The organism is Cytobacillus firmus, assembly GCF_023612095.1.
In the GTDB taxonomy this organism is placed as follows: Bacteria; Bacillota; Bacilli; order Bacillales; family Cytobacillaceae; genus Cytobacillus.
Genome location: NZ_CP086235.1, coordinates 3,151,274 through 3,175,776 on the forward strand (window position 1 = coordinate 3,151,274; position 24,503 = coordinate 3,175,776).

Genomic DNA, 24,503 nt, shown 5'->3' on the forward strand with positions numbered 1-24,503 from the left:
ATTGCAAAAGCGAGATCCCCTGCCTGCAGATTTGCAGTTTCATGAAAAAGATCACCTTCATTCCTGATGGATTATAATCCTGTTGTTCTATATTATTCAGCCTTCGAAAGATGTTGATTAATTAGGAAGAAAGGCTTTCTTAGGAAGTGGACAAATCTATCTTGGTAAAAATATATGTAATGCCGAATAAAGATAGAAGAAATTTTGCACAATAACATTAAACAATCCTCAATATTCCTGAACCTGAAGAAGTTCAAGCTTTCATTTTCAGGAAATTCAGATGTCCCGGAGGTGTCAAATATGAATAAATGGCTGCTTGTTTGGATGACAGGATTACTATTAACAGGGTGCGGCATGAACAATCAGGCCCAAGATCATCAGGAACAGAAAAACATCAACTCAGTAAATGTTAAAAATAGTACAATACAGGAAGTTGACAGAGAGACTGGACAGCAGGTTTCCAGGCATCTTGTCAATTTGGCTGTCCGAGTTCCCAATGTCAATGATGCAACAGCAGTTGTACTTGGACGCTTTGCAGTAGTTGGAGTAGATGTAAATAAAAATCTCGATCGTTCTGAGGTCGGATCAATCAAATATTCAGTTGCCGAAACCCTTAAAAATGATCCTCATGGTGCAAGAGCAATTGTAGTGGCTGATCCGGATATTAACGCCAGGCTTCGGGAAATAGCCGCTGACATTCAAAACGGAGAGCCCCTGCAGGGAATCATGAATGAACTGGCAGATATCGCCGGCCGGTTAATGCCTGAAGTCCCAGCCGACCTGGTTGATCCTAAAAAGAAAAATGAGAAAAACGCAACCGAAGATCCAAAGAAAAGACTCAACAATGATCAGGAAAAACAGCTTGAACAAAAACAGGAAAAACACTCAAATTATTATAAGTAAAAGCGTCACTACCGATGGTATTTATTGTTTAGCGGTAAAACGGCTGTTAGAACAACAAAAGCTTAGTTCCCTGGGGAACTAAGCTTTTTTCATTGCCTCCATTACCTGTTTGTCCAAACGGGCTGCTGCATCTTTATCGTATGTTTTGTCATATTGAGGTTCGACAGTGATTTTAGAGCCGTAAAACATGACATCACGGACTTCCTTCACAGTAATGGCCATAAGAGCGAGCTTTAAAGGTACGCCTTCCATCTTTTCAGCCTTAACCGATGCTTCACCTGCGATGGAGTATGTAGATTCATTCGCGATAATGTTCAGAACAACTTTGTTATTTCTATTTATGTTTTGAACAATTCTCGAACGGTTATCAACTGCAAAATATAATGTTTCGTCATCTTTTGCCAGTATCCATGAAATCGCATTAACATTAGGCCCGCCAGTTTCAAAGTCAATAGTGGCAAGTGTGACGAAACGTTCCTTTTGCAATTCGTCATATAATGGTTTGATTAATTTCGGTTCTACCTGATTTGCCATTCTTTTCCCTCCTTTATTAATTTCATCATAGTATGATAACGCTTTTCTTTCAACTTATAACATCTCTTTTTCAAGTTTGATTAAACCTGCAGCGCTTTCTATACTAATATAAACTAACACATGAAACCCGATACGGGATGACCGTAAAAAAATTATTTGCCGCAAAGCATTCGAATCAGACCTTAACTTATACTATAATGGTAATAACAACAGTTAAAACAATATGCTCTTTTTCAAAGATTGTTTTTTACGTTTATGAATTCTGCCCGTTGATTTCCGCTCCAGGCACTTGCTTTCCGCGGGGAGGAATGCGAGCCTCCTCGGCTTCGCCTGCGGGGTCTCACACTTCCCTCTCCTCCCGCAGGAGTCAAGTGCCCTCCGCTCCAATCAACTCAGTAAACTAAGTTATTAACTTTAGGAAAACAGCAAAACAATATGAGGTGTCCAATGCGAGTAAAATGTGTACTATGTGATAAAATTGAATCCATTGAAAACGAGTCCTTGCAGGCTAAACGTCTCCGAAACCGCCCGATTCACACATATATGTGCAGACCATGCGAAACAAGAATTACAGAAAAAACACAAAAAAGAGCTGATACTGGAAACTTTAAGCTATATCGGAGCAAAGTCCAGGAGGAGGAATGGTGAACTCCACACCATTCCATGAACAGCAAAGAAGCCGCCCAGTCATTTTGTCTGGGGCGGCTTCTTTTAATCCTCCGGATAATTTACATATTTTTCAGGTTCACTTTGAATCTGTTTAAGCATTACTTCTATCAATTCACAGGGAAAACGGCTCTTATTCCGTTCTTCTCCCTTTGTGTAATGCACATAATACATCACATCATCTTTTTCAAAGTGAATATCGGAAATATTATGCTCATCCGAAAGAATCTCAAAGAACATTCTTTCTGTGTCTGCTGCCGCTGTATCATCCGGACGTTCCTCACAGACAATTTTTATCGTCAGCCAGTTATACAGTGAATCCTGCAAGGACTTCATCTCAGCATCTCCCTGTTATTCCGCCTTTGCCTGTTCCTTCTTTTCCTGGTTAAGGCGGATTTTGTAAATGATCAAGATTAATGCAGCCACAACAAGACCTTCTGCTACAGGAAGGAATACTCCAAGAAATGTCAGCATCGTACAGCCTAAAATCAAGAAAGTGTATATCATAGCTGATTTTAAAATTGGGAGTTTCTTGGCAAATCCTAATTTAAATACCAATATTGACAGCAGAACAATTGTTATATAGAGAAGCCACATTCCAGTTGTGGGATTCTCATCGACTTTGAACAAAGCAGCAAAAAAAGACAGGCGCTGTGATACATCCATATCCTTATCTCCTCCCCCTTCTTAGTCTTAGTTGGTTTCAGCGTATTTCTTCTTCTTGGCCATTCTTTCTCTTTCATTCTTATCAAGAAGTTTCTTTCTCAGTCTGATTGACTCAGGTGTTACTTCAAGCAGCTCATCATCATTTAAGTATTCCAGAGCTTCTTCAAGTGTCAAGATCCGCGGCTTTTTAATTACATTCGTCTGATCCTTATTAGCAGAACGGATGTTTGTCGCATGCTTCACTTTAGTGATGTTGACAGTAAGATCATTTTCACGAGTATGCTCTCCCACAATCATGCCTTCATAAATTTCAGTACCCGGCTCAACGAAAATAGTTCCTCGGTCCTCAACTTGCATAATTCCGTATGTGGATGACTTGCCGCTTTCCATAGACACTAGGACACCTTTGCTGCGTCCGCCAATTTGACCTTTAATTTCCGGCTGGTAGCTGTCAAATGTGTGATTGATAATACCATAGCCGCGGGTTAGCGTCATAAATTCAGTGGAGTAGCCGATCAGTCCGCGGGCAGGGACATTGAATGTCAGTCTTACTTGACCATTGCCGTTATTGACCATATCAAGCATTTCACCTTTACGGGTACCCATAGATTCAATAATCGATCCAGTATTATCTTCCGGCACATCGATTTGAACACGTTCTACCGGTTCACAGCGAACACCGTCAATTTCTCTAATAATTACTTCCGGCTTAGAAACCTGCAGTTCAAAACCTTCACGGCGCATATTTTCAATCAGGATTGATAAATGCAATTCCCCACGTCCGGATACAACCCAGGCGTCAGGTGAATCTGTATTTTCAACACGGAGACTTACGTCCGTCTCAAGCTGTGCACGAAGTCTTTCTTCAACTTTTCTTGAAGTAATATATTTGCCTTCTCTTCCCGCGAATGGACTGTTGTTAACAAGGAAAGTCATTTGCAGTGTTGGTTCATCAATCCTTAGAACAGGAAGTGCTTCCTGATGCTCGACAGGGCAAATAGTTTCCCCGACATTAATGTCTTCCATTCCCGAAACGGCAATAAGGTCTCCAGGATAAGCTTCCTGGATCTCTTCTCGCTTCAGTCCGAAGAAACCAAAGATCTTTGTAACCCGGAATTGCTTAACTGAGCCATCAAGTTTCATTAAAGCAACCTGCTGTCCAACCTGGATTGTCCCCCGGAATACCCGGCCAATTCCAATTCTCCCCACATAATCATTGTAATCAAGGAGTGCCACCTGGAATTGAAGCGGCTCTTCACGGTTATCAACTGGTCCAGGAATATGTTCAATGATTGCTTCATAAAGAGAATGCATGTCATCATCCTGCTTGTCAGGGGTAACACTTGAAGTTCCCGAAATAGCAGATGCATAAATAACCGGGAATTCAAGCTGTTCTTCATCTGCACCCAGTTCAATGAACAAATCGATTACCTCGTCAACAACTTCTGAGGGACGGGCAGATGGTTTGTCAATTTTATTTACAACAACGATTGGCGTAAGTTTTTGTTCCAAAGCCTTTTTAAGAACAAAACGCGTCTGCGGCATACATCCTTCATATGCATCGACAACTAATAATACGCCGTCAACCATTTTCATGATCCGTTCAACTTCTCCGCCGAAATCGGCATGTCCTGGTGTATCCAGAATGTTGATTCTCGTATCTTTATATTTAACTGCAGTGTTTTTAGCTAAAATCGTAATACCGCGTTCTCTTTCCAGATCGTTTGAATCCATCGCACGCTCTTCCACGTGCTCATTTGAACGGAAAGTTCCAGACTGTTTTAAAAGCTCGTCAACCAATGTTGTTTTACCATGGTCAACGTGGGCTATAATCGCAATATTTCGAATATCTTCTCTTAATTTCAAAAGATTTCCTCCTATTTATCAAAACTGAATCAAATTCATTTTTCAACATTTTTCACAACTGATACATTATATCACAATTACTATAGAAACCTAAAAACTTTTTGTGTAAAATAATGTAGAGAAGGATTTATTTCTGATAAATTATACTGTCGGACAGTATATTCTCTACATATTTTTCACCAGTATTTAACTAAATTAATCCTCTTGGGAGTGAAATTATGAAGAATATCAAGTGGCCTTTATTAGCCTTTGCGATAGGAGCAGCTATATGCATGATGGGTATAGGCGTTGCGGTGGCTGAAAGAAGCATGTTTGGGATCATCCTGGCCATTATCGCTTTAATCCTTGTAATGGGATACGGTTTTAAAACTAAGAAGAAGATGAGAGAAGAAGGTTCGTTATAATTTAAAGCTGCAGCGGATGGCTGCAGCTTTTTTTCATATTAATGGACAGACCATTATTAAAAATTCCCGGCCATCATCGGAAGTCTCCGTCTTGAACTGCTCAAATCCGGCATCAGATAAAAAGTAAATCCAATAGTTCCGATTTTCAGGGACACCCGCAAACAAAGACTTTTCGCCTTTCTTCTTTAACTCAGCGGTCAACAGTTCAATAACCTTTGTTCCTATTCCTTTTCTTCGCATTTCTTTTTTAACCAGGATCGTACCGAGCCACGGCTTCCGGTTAGAAGGGGATAAATTCACATGGAAAGTGACGGCTGTTCGTTCTCCGTCAATACGCCAAATTCTCCACTCCCCATTTAATTCCTGATGCCTGGCCATATAATTGCAAAGGTTATTCCCGCATTTTTCTTCTTCTTCCCAGTCGGTGCTATCCTTAATGACTTCTAAAAAAAAGGGCTGGTCTTCCTCTGTGAACTTGCTGCTTGCTATGCTACCATTTTCCATTTTTTAAGTATTCTTTCATAATTTGCTGATGCAACCCTGGCTTAGAGACAAAAACAGAATTGTTTTCAAGGTAGTTCAGCTCCTCACCTTTAACGGTTGTCGCAATTCCTCCCAATTCCTCAATCATAATCACACCAGCAGCGAAATCCCATGGAGCGAGGCGCATGGTTATGTATGCATCAACTCTCCCGGATGCTATATATGCCATTTCCATTGCTGCTGAACCGTAGGACCGTGTTCCCCTTGCATTTCGTACAAGTGGAGCCAGCAGTGATGGATCAATCCTTCTATTTTCGGTAACCCATGTGGCATTCAATCCAATGATCGCTTTTGACACATCCGTTTCCTTTAAGGGAGGAAGTTCCAAATCATTCATGAATACACCGTGCCCTTTCATGCAATGATATAACTCGTCATGAACTACATCATATATTAATCCGATTTTGCCTTTTCCATTTTCATAAATGCCGACTGAGATCGCAAAGTTTCTCTGCTGATGGACAAAGTTCATTGTTCCGTCAATCGGATCAATAATCCAGACGATTCCATCCAGGTCATTTAGCTTATCACCAAAACCTTCTTCACCAAGTATCCGGTGCTCAGGGTATTTTTCATTTATTTTCTTTATGAAGAATTGTTCTGTTTCCTGGTCAATATCTGTCACTAAATCGTTCGCATTTGATTTGGTGGTTATGGTCAGAGTTTTGCTGAAAGAATTTTTAATATTCCCGCCCGCCTCTTTTATTAAGGCTTTGGCATATGTATGAATCTCACTCCAATTTGTCATGGGTCAGCCCTCCGCATAGTGATAGCATTAAAATATTTCTAGCTTAAATGAAATAGCAAGGTACTTCAAGTTATATACTCTCCAATGATAGGCGTTATCATTTCCGCGTGTATAATTATTTGCCGAAGACAAGCTGTGATTTTTGGATTAAAAATAATGGCTCTTTTCGTATAAATTGTTGTTTTTCGCTTATCAATGTTGTCCGTTTATTTCCGTTCCAGGATGCTCGCTTTCCACGGGGCGGGCGGTGAGCCTCCTCGACGCTGCGCGTCTGTGGGGTCTCACCTGTCCCGCTACTCCCGTAGGAGTCTCGCACCTTCCACTACAATCAACTCAGTAAATATAATATAAATAGCAACAAACTTTGCGAAAACAGCCAAAATAATAAACGAACCCCTCATAGTATCATGGAGTTCGTTTCTAATTTTTTCTTCTTATTTGCATTTTTTCTGCCTTTTCTCCTTTATCGGCAATTCATCTTATAGTGCTTTTAATCTAAGAAGTTCCTGCCTGATTTTTTCCAGCTTTAGCTTAGATTGTTTTTGAAGGTCTTCATTCTTTTCTGACATGGCATCAAACAAAGTAGCAAGCTCATAGTCCATTTCCAGCCTTAAAACCGCTGTCCTTTCCCTATCACCATTTTTCTTTTTCACTGTATTCATTAGTTGTTTCATTAGACAGTACACCCCTTCCAAAAGTGTTTAATTTTCTGATTATTTTTACTTTTATCATATGAAGGACAATTCTCGGTTGCAACTAATTTGTGCGATAACCTAAAACTTTATTTCACCAATTCCATAGAGCTTTAAATTTTTGGATTGTTTCCGGGTATGCTACAATATTTGACAAAGCATACAGGAGGTCAGCTTATGTCTTTTTCCGGTTTTACAAACGATGATTTTGATGTCTTTAAAATAGATGGATTGGATGAAAGAATGGACAGGTTAAAATCTGTTATTAGGCCTAAATTAGAAGAATTGGGCCGCCATTTTGCACCATCCCTCTCCAGCCTGTCAGGAGTTGAAATGTTCCCTCATGTTGCCAAACATGCGAGAAGAACAAAGAATCCGCCAAATGATACTTGGGTCGCATTTGCAAGCAATGCGAGAGGGTATAAAATGCTTCCACATTTCCAGATAGGATTATGGGAAACTCATGTATTTATCTGGTTTGCCATAATCTATGAAGCACCAGATAAAATCGCTGCAGGCAAGTTATTTGAGAACAGCCTGGACAAAATTTATAAAGAAATACCCAGCGATTATGTCTGGTCCGGAGACCACACAAAACCAGATGCTGTTTTACATGAGCGAATGGACAAGGAAGAGTTGAGATCCATGTTTCAGCGTCTGCAAAATGTTAAAAAAGCGGAAATTCTTTGCGGCTATCATATTTCTCGAGAAGATGCCGTTCGCATGTCACCTGATCAGTTTATTGAAAAAGCTGAATCTGTATTTAGAAATTTATTACCCCTATACAAATTGGCATAAACATGTTTTCAGAACGTGGATTTGGCATAAAAAAAACAAAACCTTCAGCAAGTTGAAGGTTTTGTTTTTTTTAAAGTCTATTTCTGCATTTTTAATTTGTCCCCGGCTGAACGTTCTTTAGCCAATTTTACTGTCCTGTAGGAGGAATAGCCGCTTTGTTCTTCAAAGTCATCGCAGATGTTTTTCTCCTGAGCTTTCCCCGGAACGATTTCCTTGAAGCGTCTATATGCATTCATGAATTGTTCCCGCTCAATTCCTTTTTCGTATGCCATTTCAATGCTTTCAAAATATTTTATAACATCCACAATTTCTTCTGTCGACCAATCCTGGTCAATCGGGTACTGATATTCCATTACCTTTCACCTCATTTATGATATTCATGATGCATTTTATCGCAGTCTAACGGGCAGTAAGTCCCCACTTCCAGACTCAGAGAAATCAAAGGAGGATAAGTGGGGTCAAACTGCCCGTAAAGGCCCGATTGGTTCAACTAACAATCACTGGGGGATAAGGCCCCCCACTGATTGAAGTTTCACTTTATCATTAATTAGTCCATTTCCCCCTGATGGTTTCACCTTCTGCTATAATCCGCTCGAATAGTTCTTCCACGGACGGGATATCCTTAATTAATCCCATAACTTGTCCAGCCCATGCAAACCCTTCCTGATCTTTCCCTTCATATATATATTTCTTATTAGCATTCCCGCTAATGTAATTTTTTAACTGCTCATAGCCGCCGTTTTGTTTTTCAATTTCCAGTATCTTATCCGACCATGGATTCGCAATCACCCTTGCAGGTGCACCTATAGTTCTTTTAATGACAACTGTGTCATTTTCTGTTCCTTCGACTAAGCGGTTTTTATATAATTCAGAAGCATGGACGCATTCCTTTGTTGCAACAAATCTTGTTCCCATCTCAATACCATCTGCTCCAAGACTTAATGCTGCCATCAAGCCCCTGCCGTCTCCGATTCCACCTGAGGCAATCACAGGTATGGAAACAGCATCGGCCACCTGAGGAACGAGGATGAAGGTTCCAATATCATCCCTGCCTAAATGCCCGCCACCTTCCTGCCCTACAACCATTACTGCGTCAGCCCCAAGCTCCTCCGCCTTTACTGCCTGCCTTTTTGCTGCCACAAGAACAAGCTTCTTAACATTTACACCCTTTAATTGATCAAAAATAGGTGCAGGATTTCCTCCTGTCATAGAAATAACGGGAACTTCTTCTTCAATGGCTATATCCAGATAATCAGAGAATGGTCTTCCATGCTGCCCAATCGCAAAATTAACCCCAAATGGCTTATCTGTCAATTTCTTAACCTTTTGAATCTCGTCTCTTAATTTTTCCGGACTGCTGAGAGACATTGCGGTAACCTGCCCTAAACCTCCTGCATTTGAAACAGCGGCAGCCAGATCTGAATAGGCAAGATGGGCAAGGCCGCCCTGTATAATTGGATATTTAATTTTCAGTAATTCTGTCACACGTGTATTCCAGTTCATTTATGTACCCTCCATTTCTTCATAACTTTTATTTCGATTTATATGGTTTAAATTCCTGTTAACTTCTAAAACTAAACGGAAACTGAATTGTGGAGGCGAATGTCCGAAAAAGACACGCTTTAACAGAATGAAAAAACAATAGAACTTTCTATGCAAAGGGATTGAATAATGCTATAATGCAAATGTTTTAAATCAGCTTGAAGCTTTTAGAAATATTATTATTAAAGAGGTGTGGGAATAAGTTGTCTCAATACAAAACACCGTTATTCAGCGGTTTGCTTGCACACGCAAAGAAGGATCCCGTACAGTTTCATATACCCGGCCATAAAAAAGGAGCAGGGATTGATCCGGAATTCAGGGAATATATTGGTGATAATGCACTTGCCATTGATTTGATCAATATTGGCCCGCTTGATGATCTCCATCAGCCAAAAGGCATTATTAAAGAAGCCCAGGATCTTGCAGCTGAAGCCTTTGGAGCGGATAAAACATTCTTTTCTGTTCAAGGAACAAGCGGAGCCATCATGACCATGGTTATGGCTGTATGCGGTCCAGGAGATAAAATTATTGTTCCGAGAAATGTTCATAAATCAGTCATGTCTGCCATTGTTTTTTCAGGCGCAACTCCTATCTTTATACATCCTGAAATTGATGAAAACCTGGGCATATCTCATGGGATTACAACTGAATCAGTATCAAAAGCCCTTGAACTTCATCCGGACGCAAAAGGGGTATTAGTGATTAACCCTACTTATTTCGGTGTTTCGGCAGATTTGAAGAAAATCGTCGAAATTGCACATTCATATAATGTGCCCGTCCTGGTTGATGAAGCCCATGGTGTGCATATTCACTTCCATGATGAGCTGCCATTATCCGCCATGCAGGCAGGTGCTGATTTAGCAGCAACATCTGTCCACAAACTGGGCGGGTCCATGACGCAAAGTTCAATTTTGAATATGAAAGGAAATCTTGTTTCGGCTAAAAGGGTTCAATCCATTTTAAGCATGCTGACAACAACTTCCACTTCCTATTTATTGCTTGCCTCCCTGGATGTTGCCAGGAAACGTCTGGCTACAGAGGGAAAGGAACTCATTCAAAAGACGATTGATTTGGCCCAATCCATTCGCCGCCGCATCAATGAGATTGACCGGCTCTATTGTGTCGGTGAAGAAATACTGAAAACCAAAGCGGCGCATGACTATGATCCGACCAAATTGATTATTTCAGTCAAAGAGCTTGGCATGAATGGTTTCGATGTGGAGAATTGGCTTCGGGAACATCATAATATTGAAGTAGAAATGTCTGATTTATATAATATCCTTTGCATTGTTACCCCTGGTGACTCTGAACGGGAAGCCGATATTTTAGTTTCTGCTCTTGCCGAACTCGCCAGTGATCGCAAAGGGAATACTGAAAAGCTTGAAACTCAAGTGCTTCTCCCTAACATTCCCGTTTTATCGCTTACACCCCGTGATGCATTTTATGCTGATACAGAGCTTGTTCCATTCGACGAATCTGAGGGCAGAATAATTGCTGAATTCATTATGGTTTATCCGCCTGGGATACCTATTTTTATTCCGGGAGAAATCATAACCGGGGAAAACCTCCGTTATATAAAAACGAACATGGAAGCTGGACTGCCGGTTCAGGGACCAGAGGATTATGATTTCAAGTATCTTCGCGTTATTGAAGAGCACAAGGCAATCAGATAATATGCAAAAGAGCCTTCCATTTAGGAAAGGCTCTTTTTATGGTTAATGGTTATTTGTTTGTCTTCTCTGTTTTTTCTCCGTCGCAGCAATTGCATTTTTTTGAATATAAAACAGTTACTTTTTCATCCTCAAAGTGATCAATAGTTGAATTGCAAGCCTGGCATACGATTGTACCCATCTTTTCATTCTCCTTTTCAATGAGTTTTATTTGAAAGCGCTTTATCTTTAAATCTATAATAATATAACATTATTAATTTATCAAGCCTAATTGTATAACATAATTATTGTTTTAAATTGGCATTTCCCTTATTACCCATTAATACCCTTTATAAATAGTATGTCATAATATAAAAAACAGACCATTTATGGCCTGTTTTTTTATATTATTTTAGTCATATTGTTCCTCAAAACGGGCACCTGGGATTGCTTCTAAGAAAAATTCGCTTAAATCTGCAGCCTGTTCGTATAAATCAAGCTTGAATGCCTTTTGCAAATATTCGATGTCTTCGAGATCTTTAGGGTCGAGGAGGGTTGAGCGGCCTGTCTGCATACAAATAACCAGAGGCTTGGAAAAGAAGAGGTTTGTATATACGATTCCAAAATCATAACGTGTTGACTCCGTTGTAAAGCCAACAAAACGGACATTCACGTTTTCATGCTCATCATAGAGCTTCTCAAAAAAATCCATAAGATTCCTCCTTATTTATAATAATATTCTAAATATTATTATAATTCATTTTAGGCTATTTGACAAGTAATTTAAATTTCCCTTACTATTTTAAGTTGTCATAAGATTTTATCTAATGCTAGAATGGAAGAGGATGTTCATTACCATAATTATTGGGATAATGGGGGAAAGAAGTTGGCAGCTAATTCATTTATCAAGCTGGTTCCTTCATCAGCTAAGGAAAATATTTCAACAGAAGAGCTTAAAGAACTTTTTTTTTATTATAGGGATATTACTGGAAAAACAGGCAGCCAGATTAAATGGGAATATGATGATGCTGCTTTTCCTTATGAGATAAAAGAGACGCCTGAAGCAAAAGGAACCTGGTTTTACCTGCATTCTCAACATGACCGATATAACGCCATATTGCTTGGCATTGACAAAGAAAAAGTGAAGGATGAAGACGGTTCTGAACGTGAGCAGTCTTACATACAAGTTACATTGCCGGAAGGTGCTACATTCGGAGATAAAGGCAAAGCAAATGAATTTTGCAAATTTCTCGCTAAAAAACTTCAAGGTGAATTGCACCTTTTCAATGGAAGAGTTATGTATTTTTATAAAAGAAAATAATCGAATTATTTAAAAATGAGAACAGCAGGAGCTGTTCTCATTTTGTTTCCGTGCTGATCAGAACTGGATCAACTGGAGTAAATCCTTTATTCTTAAGCCCCTTCACAATATCCTCTAAGGCTTCTTTTGTCCATTCCCTATCATGCATCAATAAATTTGCACCTTTCGATAAATAAGGTGAATTAACCATTATATCTGCTAAGGCTTCTTTTGATTGATATTCCTTCTCCCAGTCATACCCGTATGTCCAATTCATGAGCACCATGTTTTCAGCTTCAGCAATTTTCCTGCTGTAGTCTGTATTAGACCCGAATGGTGCCCGGAAGAATTTTGGCCTCTCTCCAATAATCTCCTCAACTCGATCATTAAGGCCAACAATTTCTTTATACTGCTGCTCTTCAGGTAAGCTTTTCAGGTTTAGGTGGCTATTTGTGTGATTGCCAATAGCAAAGCCAAGTTCATGAATTTCCTTCAAAACTTTTGCTTCTTCCGGGGTATCTATGAAATGCCCATTAACAAAAAAGATTGCAGGTGCTGAAAGTTTCTTTAAAATCCTGGCCATTTCCAATGCATTTTTATCAGGAGCATCGTCAATGGTTAGTAATACTACTTTTGAATTGGCCTTATTGATTGGTTCTATTGACCAATTATGTTCATTTATCTTGTATTGCGGTAATGGCAGAGATACCTCTTCTTCTTTCGGATTTTCACCGGCATCAGCTTGGGGTTTTTCAGTTTTAGCTGCGGGAACATTAGATTGATCAGCTAAGTTATTTTCTTCTTCTTTTTCAAAATCTGATTGCTTATCTTCTTCAGCCGAAAAATCCGTACATGCTGTCAGGATTATAACGAAAGTAATACAAATAAAAATTATAGCTTTTCTCATTGTTACCTCCTTAATGCATATTTCTTTAAACTCCCTTTCATAAGTGTTAGTATGTAACATGGCCTTTTTAAAAAAGTAGTTCCCCTTAGGATTCTTACTATTACCTACTGATTTTACCCGAAACAGTCTCGGTTTGAACATTAAAAGTAAAATTTAAAAATCAGATTGGATTTCTGTATTCTTTCGATTTTACTTTAAAGTCTGTTTCCGGGAAGCTGCTCTCCCCTGCTGAGCTCCAATTGCTTAAAAATCAAGCAAACACTATCAGGAAAGCAGGATGTTTAATGCCTGCATTTATAGGATTGGAAGTTTTACAGAATTATTTTAATTAGGTTTATTTTATTAAGACTGGAGGGATTTGATGAAGAAACTGACTCCCGTTTTTACGGTTTCAGTCATATTCACAGCAATATTTATTATATGGGGATTAGTTCCGAAGACCATACTGCCAAATGGTAACCTAGATTCTGTTACAGCATCTGTTCAGGGATTCATATTGGAAAAATTCGGGTGGTTTTACCTTTTATCAGCTTCTATCTTTTTAATTTTTTCAATCCTTTTGGCATTCAGCAAGTACGGAAATATTCGTCTGGGAAAGGATGCAGACAGGCCCGAATATAGCTACATAAGCTGGTTTGCCATGCTTTTCAGTGCAGGGATGGGAATTGGTCTGGTTTTTTGGGGAGTCGCGGAGCCAATGTATCACTACTTTGCGCCACCTTTCCTAGAAGGGCAGACACCAGAAGCAGCAAGAGCTGCCATGAGGTACTCTTTCTTCCATTGGGGGCTTCATCCATGGGCTATATATACAGTTATTGGGCTTGCACTCGCTTATTTTCAGTTCAGGAAAGGTGCACCGGGAGTTATCAGTTCCATTTTAAGGCCAATTTTAGGGAACAAAGTGGATGGTCCAATTGGAGTATTAATTGATTTTATAGCCGTCTTTGCTACTGTTTTTGGTGTTGCGACATCCTTAGGTCTCGGAGCCATTCAAATATCTGGCGGACTTTCTGAAACATTTGACAGCATCGGCAATAATTTCACCACTCAATTGGTTGTTATTTTGGTTGTGACAATATTGTTTATGATTTCAGCACAAACCGGTTTAAACAAAGGAATAAAATACTTAAGTAATTTAAATATTATTTTAGCTATCTCGTTATTGCTATTTCTGCTGTTTGTTGGGCCAACAAACTTTATTATGGATCTGTTTACAACGACGATCGGCTCTTATCTTCAAAATCTTCCTTCCATGAGCTTCAGGCTCAGTCCTTTTGATCAGGAGCTGACATGGTTTCAGGACTGGACCATTTTTTATTGGGCATGGTGGATTGCCTGGGCACCATTTGTCGGCACATTCATAGCCAGAATATCAAGGGGAAGGACAATAAGAGAATTCGTCATCGGCGTGCTTGCTGTTCCTACGCTCTTTGGAGCGCTTTGGTTCTCAGTATTTGGAGGAACAGGCATATACCTTGAATTCTTTGAGGCAAAGCCAATTATGGAAACAATCGAACAGCAGGGAATGGAAGTTGCACTGTTCACCGTGTTTGATAACTTCCCTTTCAGCACTGTCCTAAGCTTATTGGCTATATTCTTGATCAGTACATTCTTTATAACTTCTGCAGATTCAGCTACATTTGTTCTTGGGATGCAGACGACAAACGGAAGCCTGAACCCTTCGGGCAAAGTTAAATTTGTCTGGGGCATTATCCAATCTGCTTCTGCAGCCATCCTTTTATGGACGGGAGGGCTGGAAGCACTGCAAAGAGCTTCTATTATAGCTGCGCTTCCTTTTACTATTATTATGCTTTTAATCGTGCTCTCGCTGGCTAAATCGTTTAAAGAAGAAACCATACCAAAAAAAAGAGATGATAAAGACTAAAAAAAATCGGCACCTGTAAATGGGTGCCGATTTTTTTGCTTGTAACTTCCCCAATTACCAATGTGTAATGTAGGACATCGCAAAATGAAAAGAAGCATATAAACTTAAGCTCATAACAGTAACCATAAATGTTTTCTTTGCTGACTTAATAACCCAATTCCCAATATTGATTGCCAAATAGAAGAAAACAAAAAACATTATAACTTTATAAACGAGCTGATCATATTTTGACAGCCACTCAATGAAAGTATATCCGCTCCAGATTAACATCTGCAGCAAAAGAGCTGTATAAATCTTCATACACTCCACCACCAAATTTTTTAATCCTTACCCGTTATTTTAATAGAAGAAACACTTGTGTTTGTAATATATGTTGAAAAGGATATTCTTATTTTTCATTTCTGTAACATTTGAATGACAAGCTAATATTTCCATTTACCATATGATAAAATACTCATAATTATTATGAATTGCTTACCTTCTGTCAAAAGGGTGGAAAATTCTCATGACTTCTATACTGTTTTTGCAGTCTTGTGTAAAAAGGTGGAATTTATTATAAAGTGAGGGCAAAAGGATGAAAGGTCTGCCATTGTTATTGATTACTGCACTCTTACTTGTGACCTCTTCATGCAATCATAAGGAAGTAAAAGAAGAGCTGAAGATAGACGACAGTGTTAAGCAGCTTATTTTTTTTACTGATAATAAACAATATGAGCAGGAAATCTCCTATTATGATGCCATCATCGAATTAAAGAGAAGCTATCCTGAACTGATTAAAGATATGAAAGTGATTACAGAAGTAGAAGCGAGTCACTTAAGCAATTATGAGGTAGAAAACTGTCCTGCCATGCTGCTGGTGTATCAGGACAAAGTTCTAGTAGAAATAAAAGGCACTGTATCTAAAGATAAGATCATTTATCCTCTCGCCAAAGCCATGGATAAAAAGATCGATAATCCGTAATCATCCACAAAAAAATCCTTCCCTGCCAGGGAAGGATTTTTTTGTATAATTATTTTACAATGTGAATTGGGCTTCCAATAGCAACTTCCGCTGCTTCCATTGTGATTTCACCCAATGTAGGATGTGCATGAATAGTCATTGCAAGATCTTCTGCAGTCATGCCTGCTTCAATTGCCAATCCAAGCTCTGCAATCATATCAGATGCACTTGCACCGGCGATTTGCGCACCAATTACAAGTCCATCCTCTTTGCGTGTAACAAGCTTTAAGAATCCATCAGTGGAATCAAGTGCAAGGGCACGGCCATTGGCTGCAAATGGGAACTTCGCTGCTGTTACTTCGATTCCTTCTTCTTTAGCCTGCTGCTCAGTATATCCAACAGACGCCAATTCAGGCTCAGAGAAAACAACCGCAGGGATAGCCAAGTAATCAATTTCTGCATTATGACCTGCAATGGCTTCAGCAGCAATCTTACCTTCGTAAGAAGCTTTATGAGCTAATTGAGGACCTTCAACAATATCACCGATCGCATAAATGTTGCTTACACTCGTCCGGCATTGTTTATCAATTTCAATAACACCGCGTTCAGTCATCTTAACGCCAGCTTGCTCTAAGCCAAGCTCGTCTGTATTTGGACGTCTTCCGACCATAACAAATACATAATCTGCATCAAGAGATTTCTCTTCGCCTTTTTCTTCAAACTTAACTGTAACTCCATTTTCATTCTCTTCAACACCTTTAGCAAATGCCTTTGTAATGAATTCAACGCCTTTTTTCTTCAGATTGCGTTTAACAAGAGATGTCATTTGCTTTTCGAAGCCGACAAGAATATCATCTGCACCCTCTAGGATCGTAACTTGTGAACCAAAGTTCGCATAAGCGCCGCCCAATTCGATTCCGATAACACCGCCGCCAATTACAACGATTTTCTCGGGAATTTCCTGAAGAGCAAGAGCGCCTGTTGAATCAAGAACACGTTTAGAGAATTTAAACGTCGGCAATTCAATAGGACGGGATCCTGTTGCAATAATTGCATTTTTGAACGTGTAAGTTTGTGCTGAATTTTCATCCATTACACGAAGGGTGTTACCATCAACAAAGTAAGCTTCACCGCGCACGATGTCAACTTTATTTCCCTTTAATAGTCCTTCAACTCCGCCTGTAAGCTTCTTGACTACACCGGATTTGAATTCTTGCACTTTTGTAAAGTCAACTTTTACGTTTTCAGCTGTAATTCCCATTACATCTGAGTGCTTAGCATTTTCGTAGCGGTGTCCTGCTGCGATTAAAGCTTTTGAAGGAATACATCCAACGTTTAAACAAACTCCGCCCATATTTGCTTTTTCTACGATCGTAACTTTTTGTCCAAGCTGTGCTGCACGAATTGCTGCAACATATCCCCCTGGACCCGCACCGATGACTATAGTATCTGTTTCGATTGGGAAATCTCCTACTACCATTTGTAATTACGCCTCCATTAACAATAGTTCTGGATCGTTCAGTAAACGCTTGATGTGATTCAATGCATTTTGTGCAGTTGCTCCATCAATAATTCTGTGGTCAAAACTTAGTGATAATGCTAATACTGGAGCAGCAACAATTTCTCCATCTTTCACCACCGGCTTTTCAGCAATGCGGCCAATTCCAAGAATGGCAACTTCAGGGTGATTGATGACAGGAGTGAACCATTGTCCGCCTGCAGAACCGATATTTGTGATTGTGCAAGAAGCACCCTTCATTTCGTCTGGAGCAAGTTTGCCGTCACGTGCTTTACCAGCCAATTCATTGATTTCATTTGAAATGGCAAATGTAGATTTGCGGTCTGCATCCTTAACAACTGGTACAAGAAGACCTTTTTCAGTGTCTGCCGCAATACCAATGTTATAGTAGTGCTTCTGGATGATTTCACCTGCTGCATCATCAATTGAAGTATTTAGCGCCGGGAATTCACGCAATGCACTTGTTAATGCTTTTACCACATAAGGAAGGAATGTAAGCTTAATTCCTTTATTCGCTGCAACTTCTTTAAACTTCTTGCGGTGTGCAACAAGTTTCGTAACATCAATTTCATCCATTAATGTAACGTGTGGAGCTGTATGCTTAGAGTTTACCATAGCTTTTGCAATAGCCTTACGGATTCCGCTCATTTTCTCGCGAGTTTCAGGATATTGTCCAGCAGGAATTGCTTGTGCAGCTGCCGGTGCAGTTTCTTTTGCTTCAGCTTGTGGAGCAGCTTCCTGTGCAGGCGCTTCATTAGCTTCCGCACCGCCATTTAAGAATGCATCTATGTCATCTTTCTGGATACGACCATTTTTGCCGCTTCCAGCTACCTGGCGAATATTTACGCCTTTATCACGAGCGTATTTTCTGACTGAAGGCATAGCAATAATGCGGCGGTTAGGATCCACATCCGTGTCAGAAATAACGACGCCTTCTTTTGGAGCCTCCTGTGCAGGAGCTTCCTCTTTCTTTACATCCTGACCAGCTTCAGCAGTAGCCTGTACCTGTGCTTCTGTTTTTTCTTCTTTAGGAGCCTCATCCTCATGGTCTCCCTTGAATTTAAGATCTTCATATCCTGGAGCATCAAAAGTGATCAAAACTTGACCTACAGTTGCCACTGTACCTTCTTCAACAAGGATTTCTTCAACTTTACCTTTAACTGGCGAAGGAATTTCTACAACCGCTTTATCATTTTGAACCTCACAAAGCACGTCATCTTCTTGTACTTCGTCACCCGGCTTTACAAACCACTTGACGATTTCACCTTCATGGATACCTTCACCGATATCAGGCAATCTAAATTGGAATGCCAATGGAATTCACCCTCCTATTATTTCAATCGTTCTAGTAAAACACGTCAGGGGATATTTTCCCCCTTGTGTCATTAGTTATTCAATTAAAATTCAAGTACTTTTTTAGCTGTTTCAATTACATCTTTATAGTTTGGAAGCCAAACTGTTTCAGCCTGCGGGAAAGCAAATACCGTATCTGGTGCAGCTACACGCAGAACTGGTGCTTCCAGACTAAGAATTGCACGATCATTGATTTCTGCCACTACACTTGCTGCAATACCAGCTTGTTTTTGTGCTTCCTGAACAACAATCGCTCTTCCTGTCTTTTCAACAGAAGCAATAATTGTTTCAATATCAAGAGGTGCGACAGTACGCAAGTCGATAACTTCGGCAGATTTCCCTTCTTTTTCAAGTTCTTCAGCCGCTTTTAAAGACTCATGGACCATTGCCCCGTAAGTAACGATTGTCAGGTCTGAACCCTCACGTTTAACCTCTGCTTTGCCAAGCGGAATGGTATATTCCTCTTCAGGTACTTCCTGGCGGAAAGAACGATACAACTTCATATGCTCAAGGAAGATAACAGGATCGTTATCGCGGATTGCTGAGATAAGAAGCCCTTTTGCATCATAAGGAGTTGACGGAATAACAACCTTTAGTCCAGGCTGCTGCGCCATTAAACCTTCAAGGCTGTCAGCGTGCATTTCAGGAGTATGTACCCCTCCTCCGAATGGCGAACGGATCGTAACCGGTGAATTATATCTTCCGCCGGAACGGTAACGCATACGTGCCAGCTGACCGGAAATCGAATCCATTACTTCATAAACGAATCCAAAGAATTGGATCTCAGGTACCGGACGGAAGCCTTGTAAACCAAGACCGACAGCCAGACCGCCAATTCCGGATTCAGCCAGCGGTGTATCAAATACACGCTCTTCGCCAAATTCTTTTTGAAGGCCTTCGGTAGCACGGAAAACGCCGCCGTTAACGCCCACATCTTCACCGAATACCAATACATTCGGATCGTTGCGCAATTCTGTGCGAAGAGCATCAGTAATTGCCTGAATCATTGTCATTTGCGCCATGGCTTACTTCGACTCCTTTTCTTTGTATATTTCATACTGTTCTTTTAGGTTGTAAGGCATTTCTTCATACATGATGTTCATAAGGTCAGTAACTTTTTGCTTAGGTGTCTCATCAGCCTTTTTAATAGCTTCTTTAATATCTTCTTTTGCTTGTTCAATTACTTCGTTTTCCATATCTTCATTCCAGATTCCTTTGTCTTCAAGGAATTTGCGGAAACGAACAAGAGGATCTTTCTTTTCCCATTCATTATCAAGGTCAGAAGTACGGTAGCGGGTTGGATCGTCTCCAGCCATTGTGTGCGGTCCGTAACGATATGTCAGCGTTTCGATTAATGTAGGACCTTCACCATTAAGTGCACGTTCACGGGCTTCGCGAACAGCTGCATATACAGCAAGCGGATCCATGCCATCAACCTGAATTCCTGGAATACCGGCCGCCACTGCCTTTTGAGCAATTGTTTTAGCTGCTGATTGTTTTTCAACAGGAGTAGAGATTGCAAAACGGTTATTTTGCACAATAAAGATAGCAGGTGCTTTAAATGCTCCTGCAAAGTTGATGCCTTCATAGAAGTCACCTTGTGAAGCACCGCCGTCGCCAGTATAAGTGATGGCAACTTTCTTTTCGCCGCGCTTTTTCATGCCAAGGGCAACCCCTGCAGTCTGAATATATTGTGCTCCAATGATAATCTGAGGTGAAATAACATTTACACCTTCAGGCATATTTCCGCCTTCGAAGTGCCCGCGGGACCATAGGAAAGCCTGGTATAACGGAAGGCCATGCCAAATGATTTGAGGCACATCACGATAACCTGGAAGAATGAAGTCTTCCTTCTCCAGCGCAAAATGAGATGCAAGCTGAGAAGCTTCCTGTCCGGCAGTAGGAGCATAGAAGCCCAAACGGCCTTGTCTGTTAAGTGAAATAGAACGCTGATCAAGAATGCGGGTATAAACCATGCGTCGCATTAATTCCTGAAGCTGTTCATCGCTTAAGTCAGGCATTGCTGAATCATTAACAACCTTGCCTTCTTCATTTAAAATTTGTAGAGTTTGGAACTGTTCTTCAACTGTTTCGAGCTGTTTTTTCGCATCGAATTGTGCCTTCTTTGTTTTAGAAGCCATATCAGTCACCCTTTCCTTTCATAAAAAGACGTTAATTAAGAGTTTTTATACACAAAATTTAGGTTACCCAAAACGAAGCCATATTAGATACTCTTTCAAAAAGCAAAAAAGTACTTTTCCAGGCATGTTTTTATTAGCATCTCTAAATAGCAGAACGTTCTTTTCTGCCATATGCATACTTACAACTAGTGTTCCACAGATCACTTCTAAAAAAACGTCTTTCTGTTCATCTTTAACTATCATATTCTGTATCAGTTTATTTTGCAACAAAATTGATACAGAAATACTTACGAGATTTAGTTTAATACACCTTCAGGACCTTCGTCAATTACCTTGCTTTTTGTTTTTTACAGTTACCATACTTTTTATATTCTATATCAAATTCCATAACTGTATTAACGCCTGCACCCTATCTGTATTATAAAAAACTATTATATTTTCATGTGTTATAGTAAAGAAATTTCACCTCTCATTATTTTGAAATAAAGACGCCTGCATAAATTTAAATAAGCGGATTCATAATGACCCGATGTCTCCATACGCATTAAAAGCCCAAAAATCAAAAAATGCCGCGCATTTACATGCCGGCATTAATATTATTCTTTTGTATTTATTTCGAGCCCTGCTTCTTTATAGAAATCCAGTTTTGCTTCATTATACTCTTTTGTTTTTTCATTGAAATGCTTATTTGAAGACAGGATCTTTTCATACATTTCATTTATTTCGTTAATTTGATTTTCAAGCTGCTCGAGAGTAAGGTCTTCCTTTTTAAACATTGCGTACAGCTCTTTATCCAGTTTAAGCGCTTTGGAATAGTCCTCATAAAGAGTGTCATGTATTTTATATCTTTCCATCATAATTTCTTGCAGTTTTTTAGCTTTATCTTTCAGCTTTTGACTCTCTATATCCTCTATTATAGGAGATAAAGATTCAAATTCCTTTTTGGATGCCTGGATGCTTTCCTGCTCTTTCTCCATATGATTTTTCCGCTTATCCACAATCGAGGAAGCCTCGTCAGACAGCTTCTTAATTTCCTCGAAGTCCTTCATTCCCAGGTTGATAATTTTATCGTATAATTCCTTTTCTCTTTTCTCCAGTTTTACCAGCGGTTCCTGCTGCTTTTCAAAGTCCTTTTCTTTTTCAACTACATTTTCCAGAACATCATACACTTTTTCCTCTGGTTTTGGCTTGTTCATACAGCCTGAGAGGAAGATAGCCAAGATTATAAAAACAAGCAACAGTCTGCTTTTGTTCAAAATTGACACGTTGAAACCTCCTTACTAATAACATTTTTAACTATAAAGGTACCCGCCCTGTTTGACAATAGCCCTTTGGTTTGACACTTTTCACAACAGTTCACAATTTGTCCTTTTTAGAAGTGTATTTAAAATTTATTCGCTGCATTTTTCCTTTATGACTTGGGCATAGGCCTACACCATTCATCATATAAAACATAGGCTATATTAATCGTCCGATGTGGCAAGGAAAAAAGATGGACGATAATCTTACTTTAGGGAGGTTATCCTTCATGTACGGATATGGCGGATACGGTTATGGATGCGGTTATCCAGTAGCGGGTGCCGGCTGCGGCAGAGGCTTTGCGTTAATTGTAGTATTATTCATTCTCTTAATCATAGTTGGCTGCGCTTGCTGGAAGTTTTAATTACTTGAGAAGGTGCCAAAAGCGCCTTCTCTTATTAACTTTTTTCCGCCTCTCTGATAGACTGAATATATTAATATTAACGTAAACCTGGCAAACCTTTTGCTATGCAGATGGTCTTCTTGCCAATAATTTAGCCATTTTTTTAATCTTTATTACATAGCGGGAGTGATAACCATGCTGAGCATGCAAGATATTATACGCGATGGCCACCCAACATTAAGGAAAATTGCCGCGGAAGTAAACATGCCTCCATCTCCAGAAGAAAAACAGATACTGAGGGAAATGATGGACTATGTAAAAAACAGCCAGAATCCAGAGCTTGCTGCTAAATATGGATTAAGGGCAGGCATTGGATTAGCTGCTCCTCAAATTAATATTTCCAAAAGGATGATTGCTGTCCATGTAACCTATAACGGCGAGTTGTTCAGTTATGCATTCTTCAACCCTAAGATCATCAGCCATTCTGTCCAGCGGTCTTATCTGGCTGCAGGAGAAGGCTGTCTGTCTGTTGATGAATCCATACCCGGTTTTGTGCCCAGATATTCAAAAGTTACTGTTAAAGGCATTGACCTGGATGGCAATGAAGTAAAACTCAAGCTGAAAGGTCTGCCTGCGATTGTCTTCCAGCACGAGATTGATCATTTAAACGGAATCATGTTTTATGATCACATAAACAAACAAAATCCTTTTGAGCCAATCGAAAATGCCATTGCTGTAGAACGCTAGAATGCCGATGCATTCACAGGATTACAAAAGAAAGCCTCCAGCTATGAAACCGGAGGCTTTTTCGCTGCTATATTAATTCGAGCTCCTTTAATCCCTTCCAGATACCTTCCTGGTCAACTCCTGATGTTACGCGATCTGCTGCCTTCTTTACCACTTCTTCTGCGTTGCCCATTGCTATCCCTGTTCCGACAGCATTCAGCATCTCTATATCGTTAAGCCCATCTCCAAAGGCATATACATCCTTCAAATCAAATCCGAGTCTTTTAATCATTTGCTTGATCCCTTCAGCTTTAGACCCGCCAGCAGGCAATACATCTACGGAATATGGGTGCCATCTGATAAAGCCAAAGTCAGGATATGCAGATGAAGAAATATAGTTTTCCTCATCTTCTTTCTCGCAGAACAGCAGTGATTGATATAATTCCCTTCCGCTGTAAAACTCCCGGTCTTCCTCAGGAAGGGGGAACTTTAAGCTTCCCATGCTTTCCTCTATAAATGGATGATGGGATACTGAGGCTTTCATTGTTTTCTCATTCATAAACACTAATGGATGTCCGTTTGACTGTGCATGCCTATATAGCTTTTCAATTTCAGCCGTTTTTAAAGGATTACGGTATATCGGCTCGTTTTCAAATACGACATATTGGCCATTAAAGCTTACAAATGAATCAATATCTAGTTCATTGCGCAGGTTCTCATACATGAAAGGAGCTCTGCCGGTAGCAATCGCCACAAAGGTCCCGTTCTTTTTCAGCTTTTCTATTGCCTCTTTCGTACTATCCGGTAAATTTTTTTCGTGATCCAACAAGGTCCCATCTATATCAAAGAAAACAATCTTTTTCATATAAAACAATCTTCCTTTCAAGCAATATTCTGCTGGCTTTCATTACATATTTTATCGTAATAAAACACTAAACCCATAAAGTGAAAAAGTCAATTTCAATTGCTAAAAAGAATAGCATTTTCCATTTTTACCCACGATAAATTCATTTATTTTACCATATAATATAATTAAGAAAAGCGGAATCTCCTTGCCCGCAAAGGACGCAGATTAAAAA

Annotated in this window: 29 protein-coding genes; 10 read left to right on the forward strand and 19 right to left on the reverse strand. The window is 39.8% G+C overall.

The window, feature by feature from the left end; translation table 11 throughout:
- Positions 1-300 precede the first annotated feature (300 nt).
- Positions 301-903, forward strand: a complete 603-nt coding sequence (locus tag LLY41_RS15815; protein WP_095244097.1) for a YhcN/YlaJ family sporulation lipoprotein — start codon at positions 301-303, stop codon at positions 901-903.
- Positions 904-981: 78 nt separating this feature from the next.
- Here LLY41_RS15815 and LLY41_RS15820 read toward each other — a convergent pair whose 3' ends face one another.
- Entirely contained in the window at positions 982-1,437 is a 456-nt protein-coding gene (locus LLY41_RS15820; protein WP_304585831.1) for a pyridoxamine 5'-phosphate oxidase family protein, read from the reverse strand.
- Between the two features lie 447 nt (positions 1,438-1,884).
- On the opposite strand from LLY41_RS15820, the gene LLY41_RS15825 reads away from it, so the two are divergent.
- Positions 1,885-2,085 (forward strand): YlaI family protein, encoded by a 201-nt coding sequence (locus LLY41_RS15825; RefSeq protein ID WP_035328651.1) that lies wholly within the window; start codon positions 1,885-1,887, stop codon positions 2,083-2,085.
- Positions 2,086-2,148: 63 nt separating this feature from the next.
- Here the strand turns inward: LLY41_RS15825 and LLY41_RS15830 are convergent, their stop codons facing one another.
- From LLY41_RS15830 to typA, 3 genes are read right to left on the reverse strand one after another with little or no spacing between them, the layout of a single operon-like run.
- Positions 2,149-2,439 (reverse strand): hypothetical protein, encoded by a 291-nt coding sequence (locus LLY41_RS15830; RefSeq protein WP_095244095.1) that lies wholly within the window; start codon positions 2,437-2,439, stop codon positions 2,149-2,151.
- A 15-nt stretch (positions 2,440-2,454) separates the two neighbouring features.
- On the reverse strand, positions 2,455-2,769 hold the full coding sequence (locus LLY41_RS15835; protein ID WP_035328645.1) for a YlaH-like family protein: 315 nt from the start codon (positions 2,767-2,769) through the stop codon (positions 2,455-2,457).
- 27 nt (positions 2,770-2,796) lie between these two features.
- Positions 2,797-4,635: a translational GTPase TypA gene (gene typA, locus LLY41_RS15840; protein ID WP_095244094.1), complete on the reverse strand. Its 1,839-nt coding sequence runs from the start codon at positions 4,633-4,635 to the stop codon at positions 2,797-2,799.
- A gap of 218 nt (positions 4,636-4,853) precedes the next feature.
- Between typA and LLY41_RS15845 the strand changes: the two genes are divergently transcribed.
- On the forward strand, positions 4,854-5,039 hold the full coding sequence (locus LLY41_RS15845) for a YlaF family protein (protein ID WP_095244093.1): 186 nt from the start codon (positions 4,854-4,856) through the stop codon (positions 5,037-5,039).
- A gap of 33 nt (positions 5,040-5,072) precedes the next feature.
- On the opposite strand, the gene LLY41_RS15850 is transcribed toward LLY41_RS15845, so the two are convergent.
- The 3 genes from LLY41_RS15850 to LLY41_RS15860 all read right to left on the reverse strand — a co-directional run bounded on the left by LLY41_RS15850 (position 5,073) and on the right by LLY41_RS15860 (position 7,004).
- A complete protein-coding gene (locus LLY41_RS15850; RefSeq protein WP_304585832.1) occupies positions 5,073-5,543 on the reverse strand; it encodes a GNAT family N-acetyltransferase in 471 nt (156 codons plus the stop codon).
- Positions 5,530-6,330 (reverse strand): inositol monophosphatase family protein, encoded by an 801-nt coding sequence (locus LLY41_RS15855; RefSeq protein ID WP_304585833.1) that lies wholly within the window; start codon positions 6,328-6,330, stop codon positions 5,530-5,532. The genes LLY41_RS15850 and LLY41_RS15855 overlap by 14 nt, the downstream gene beginning before the upstream one ends.
- Before the next feature lie 479 nt (positions 6,331-6,809).
- Positions 6,810-7,004, reverse strand: coding sequence for a hypothetical protein (locus LLY41_RS15860; RefSeq protein ID WP_035328635.1), 195 nt, complete (start codon positions 7,002-7,004; stop codon positions 6,810-6,812).
- 195 nt (positions 7,005-7,199) lie between these two features.
- On the opposite strand from LLY41_RS15860, the gene LLY41_RS15865 reads away from it, so the two are divergent.
- Positions 7,200-7,820: a YktB family protein gene (locus LLY41_RS15865; protein WP_095244091.1), complete on the forward strand. Its 621-nt coding sequence runs from the start codon at positions 7,200-7,202 to the stop codon at positions 7,818-7,820.
- A gap of 77 nt (positions 7,821-7,897) precedes the next feature.
- On the opposite strand, the gene LLY41_RS15870 is transcribed toward LLY41_RS15865, so the two are convergent.
- Positions 7,898-8,173 (reverse strand): UPF0223 family protein, encoded by a 276-nt coding sequence (locus LLY41_RS15870; RefSeq protein ID WP_048010626.1) that lies wholly within the window; start codon positions 8,171-8,173, stop codon positions 7,898-7,900.
- A 190-nt stretch (positions 8,174-8,363) separates the two neighbouring features.
- On the reverse strand, positions 8,364-9,323 hold the full coding sequence (locus LLY41_RS15875) for an NAD(P)H-dependent flavin oxidoreductase (RefSeq protein ID WP_095244087.1): 960 nt from the start codon (positions 9,321-9,323) through the stop codon (positions 8,364-8,366).
- A gap of 242 nt (positions 9,324-9,565) precedes the next feature.
- On the opposite strand from LLY41_RS15875, the gene LLY41_RS15880 reads away from it, so the two are divergent.
- On the forward strand, positions 9,566-11,035 hold the full coding sequence (locus tag LLY41_RS15880) for an aminotransferase class I/II-fold pyridoxal phosphate-dependent enzyme (protein WP_304585834.1): 1,470 nt from the start codon (positions 9,566-9,568) through the stop codon (positions 11,033-11,035).
- Positions 11,036-11,084: 49 nt separating this feature from the next.
- Here the strand turns inward: LLY41_RS15880 and LLY41_RS15885 are convergent, their stop codons facing one another.
- On the reverse strand, positions 11,085-11,213 hold the full coding sequence (locus LLY41_RS15885; protein ID WP_048010629.1) for a GapA-binding peptide SR1P: 129 nt from the start codon (positions 11,211-11,213) through the stop codon (positions 11,085-11,087).
- 210 nt (positions 11,214-11,423) lie between these two features.
- On the reverse strand, positions 11,424-11,723 hold the full coding sequence (locus tag LLY41_RS15890) for a DUF3055 domain-containing protein (protein WP_035328617.1): 300 nt from the start codon (positions 11,721-11,723) through the stop codon (positions 11,424-11,426).
- A gap of 174 nt (positions 11,724-11,897) precedes the next feature.
- Between LLY41_RS15890 and LLY41_RS15895 the strand changes: the two genes are divergently transcribed.
- Positions 11,898-12,332, forward strand: a complete 435-nt coding sequence (locus LLY41_RS15895; RefSeq protein ID WP_304585835.1) for a DUF1885 family protein — start codon at positions 11,898-11,900, stop codon at positions 12,330-12,332.
- A 37-nt stretch (positions 12,333-12,369) separates the two neighbouring features.
- Here the strand turns inward: LLY41_RS15895 and LLY41_RS15900 are convergent, their stop codons facing one another.
- Positions 12,370-13,218, reverse strand: a complete 849-nt coding sequence (locus tag LLY41_RS15900) for a polysaccharide deacetylase family protein (RefSeq protein WP_304588046.1) — start codon at positions 13,216-13,218, stop codon at positions 12,370-12,372.
- 361 nt (positions 13,219-13,579) lie between these two features.
- On the opposite strand from LLY41_RS15900, the gene LLY41_RS15905 reads away from it, so the two are divergent.
- Positions 13,580-15,103 (forward strand): glycine betaine uptake BCCT transporter, encoded by a 1,524-nt coding sequence (locus tag LLY41_RS15905; protein ID WP_304585836.1) that lies wholly within the window; start codon positions 13,580-13,582, stop codon positions 15,101-15,103.
- 54 nt (positions 15,104-15,157) lie between these two features.
- On the opposite strand, the gene LLY41_RS15910 is transcribed toward LLY41_RS15905, so the two are convergent.
- Complete coding sequence (locus LLY41_RS15910; protein ID WP_048010632.1) at positions 15,158-15,403, reverse strand: hypothetical protein; 246 nt, start codon at positions 15,401-15,403, stop codon at positions 15,158-15,160.
- A gap of 274 nt (positions 15,404-15,677) precedes the next feature.
- On the opposite strand from LLY41_RS15910, the gene LLY41_RS15915 reads away from it, so the two are divergent.
- Complete coding sequence (locus LLY41_RS15915; RefSeq protein ID WP_095244083.1) at positions 15,678-16,064, forward strand: NUDIX hydrolase; 387 nt, start codon at positions 15,678-15,680, stop codon at positions 16,062-16,064.
- Positions 16,065-16,113: 49 nt separating this feature from the next.
- Here LLY41_RS15915 and lpdA read toward each other — a convergent pair whose 3' ends face one another.
- From lpdA to LLY41_RS15940, 5 genes are all read right to left on the reverse strand, one after another.
- On the reverse strand, positions 16,114-17,523 hold the full coding sequence (gene lpdA / locus LLY41_RS15920; RefSeq protein ID WP_095244082.1) for a dihydrolipoyl dehydrogenase: 1,410 nt from the start codon (positions 17,521-17,523) through the stop codon (positions 16,114-16,116).
- Between the two features lie 6 nt (positions 17,524-17,529).
- A complete protein-coding gene (locus LLY41_RS15925) occupies positions 17,530-18,876 on the reverse strand; it encodes a dihydrolipoamide acetyltransferase family protein (RefSeq protein ID WP_304585837.1) in 1,347 nt (448 codons plus the stop codon).
- A gap of 83 nt (positions 18,877-18,959) precedes the next feature.
- Positions 18,960-19,937, reverse strand: a complete 978-nt coding sequence (locus tag LLY41_RS15930; protein WP_095244080.1) for an alpha-ketoacid dehydrogenase subunit beta — start codon at positions 19,935-19,937, stop codon at positions 18,960-18,962.
- Positions 19,938-19,940: 3 nt separating this feature from the next.
- A complete protein-coding gene (gene pdhA / locus LLY41_RS15935; RefSeq protein ID WP_095244079.1) occupies positions 19,941-21,056 on the reverse strand; it encodes a pyruvate dehydrogenase (acetyl-transferring) E1 component subunit alpha in 1,116 nt (371 codons plus the stop codon).
- Between the two features lie 596 nt (positions 21,057-21,652).
- Positions 21,653-22,321: a YkyA family protein gene (locus tag LLY41_RS15940; RefSeq protein WP_095244077.1), complete on the reverse strand. Its 669-nt coding sequence runs from the start codon at positions 22,319-22,321 to the stop codon at positions 21,653-21,655.
- Between the two features lie 263 nt (positions 22,322-22,584).
- On the opposite strand from LLY41_RS15940, the gene LLY41_RS15945 reads away from it, so the two are divergent.
- Both LLY41_RS15945 and def read left to right on the forward strand, forming a co-directional pair.
- The gene (locus tag LLY41_RS15945; protein ID WP_081757237.1) at positions 22,585-22,719 is read left to right on the forward strand and encodes a YjcZ family sporulation protein; all 135 of its coding nucleotides are present in this window, start codon (positions 22,585-22,587) and stop codon (positions 22,717-22,719) included.
- A gap of 174 nt (positions 22,720-22,893) precedes the next feature.
- The gene (def, locus tag LLY41_RS15950; RefSeq protein WP_304585838.1) at positions 22,894-23,445 is read left to right on the forward strand and encodes a peptide deformylase; all 552 of its coding nucleotides are present in this window, start codon (positions 22,894-22,896) and stop codon (positions 23,443-23,445) included.
- 67 nt (positions 23,446-23,512) lie between these two features.
- Here the strand turns inward: def and LLY41_RS15955 are convergent, their stop codons facing one another.
- A complete protein-coding gene (locus LLY41_RS15955) occupies positions 23,513-24,289 on the reverse strand; it encodes a Cof-type HAD-IIB family hydrolase (protein WP_304585839.1) in 777 nt (258 codons plus the stop codon).
- Between the last annotated feature and the right edge of the window lie 214 nt (positions 24,290-24,503).

Excerpts from the sequence above, each read along its gene's own strand:
- lpdA (WP_095244082.1), bottom strand. The coding sequence starts at position 17,523 with ATGGTAGTAGGAGATTTCCCAATCGAAACAGATACTATAGTCATCGGT.
- LLY41_RS15855 (WP_304585833.1), bottom strand. The coding sequence starts at position 6,330 with ATGACAAATTGGAGTGAGATTCATACATATGCCAAAGCCTTAATAAAA.
- LLY41_RS15815 (WP_095244097.1), top strand. The coding sequence starts at position 301 with ATGAATAAATGGCTGCTTGTTTGGATGACAGGATTACTATTAACAGGG.
- LLY41_RS15890 (WP_035328617.1), bottom strand. The coding sequence starts at position 11,723 with ATGGATTTTTTTGAGAAGCTCTATGATGAGCATGAAAACGTGAATGTC.
- LLY41_RS15930 (WP_095244080.1), bottom strand. The coding sequence starts at position 19,937 with ATGGCGCAAATGACAATGATTCAGGCAATTACTGATGCTCTTCGCACA.
- LLY41_RS15870 (WP_048010626.1), bottom strand. The coding sequence starts at position 8,173 with ATGGAATATCAGTACCCGATTGACCAGGATTGGTCGACAGAAGAAATT.
- pdhA (WP_095244079.1), bottom strand. The coding sequence starts at position 21,056 with ATGGCTTCTAAAACAAAGAAGGCACAATTCGATGCGAAAAAACAGCTC.
- LLY41_RS15905 (WP_304585836.1), top strand. The coding sequence starts at position 13,580 with ATGAAGAAACTGACTCCCGTTTTTACGGTTTCAGTCATATTCACAGCA.
- LLY41_RS15850 (WP_304585832.1), bottom strand. The coding sequence starts at position 5,543 with ATGGAAAATGGTAGCATAGCAAGCAGCAAGTTCACAGAGGAAGACCAG.
- LLY41_RS15865 (WP_095244091.1), top strand. The coding sequence starts at position 7,200 with ATGTCTTTTTCCGGTTTTACAAACGATGATTTTGATGTCTTTAAAATA.
- LLY41_RS15900 (WP_304588046.1), bottom strand. The coding sequence starts at position 13,218 with ATGAGAAAAGCTATAATTTTTATTTGTATTACTTTCGTTATAATCCTG.
- LLY41_RS15945 (WP_081757237.1), top strand. The coding sequence starts at position 22,585 with ATGTACGGATATGGCGGATACGGTTATGGATGCGGTTATCCAGTAGCG.
- LLY41_RS15860 (WP_035328635.1), bottom strand. The coding sequence starts at position 7,004 with ATGAAACAACTAATGAATACAGTGAAAAAGAAAAATGGTGATAGGGAA.
- def (WP_304585838.1), top strand. The coding sequence starts at position 22,894 with ATGCTGAGCATGCAAGATATTATACGCGATGGCCACCCAACATTAAGG.
- LLY41_RS15820 (WP_304585831.1), bottom strand. The coding sequence starts at position 1,437 with ATGGCAAATCAGGTAGAACCGAAATTAATCAAACCATTATATGACGAA.
- LLY41_RS15955 (WP_304585839.1), bottom strand. The coding sequence starts at position 24,289 with ATGAAAAAGATTGTTTTCTTTGATATAGATGGGACCTTGTTGGATCAC.
- LLY41_RS15885 (WP_048010629.1), bottom strand. The coding sequence starts at position 11,213 with ATGGGTACAATCGTATGCCAGGCTTGCAATTCAACTATTGATCACTTT.
- LLY41_RS15910 (WP_048010632.1), bottom strand. The coding sequence starts at position 15,403 with ATGAAGATTTATACAGCTCTTTTGCTGCAGATGTTAATCTGGAGCGGA.
- LLY41_RS15915 (WP_095244083.1), top strand. The coding sequence starts at position 15,678 with ATGAAAGGTCTGCCATTGTTATTGATTACTGCACTCTTACTTGTGACC.
- LLY41_RS15825 (WP_035328651.1), top strand. The coding sequence starts at position 1,885 with ATGCGAGTAAAATGTGTACTATGTGATAAAATTGAATCCATTGAAAAC.
- LLY41_RS15830 (WP_095244095.1), bottom strand. The coding sequence starts at position 2,439 with ATGAAGTCCTTGCAGGATTCACTGTATAACTGGCTGACGATAAAAATT.
- LLY41_RS15875 (WP_095244087.1), bottom strand. The coding sequence starts at position 9,323 with ATGAACTGGAATACACGTGTGACAGAATTACTGAAAATTAAATATCCA.
- LLY41_RS15835 (WP_035328645.1), bottom strand. The coding sequence starts at position 2,769 with ATGGATGTATCACAGCGCCTGTCTTTTTTTGCTGCTTTGTTCAAAGTC.
- LLY41_RS15845 (WP_095244093.1), top strand. The coding sequence starts at position 4,854 with ATGAAGAATATCAAGTGGCCTTTATTAGCCTTTGCGATAGGAGCAGCT.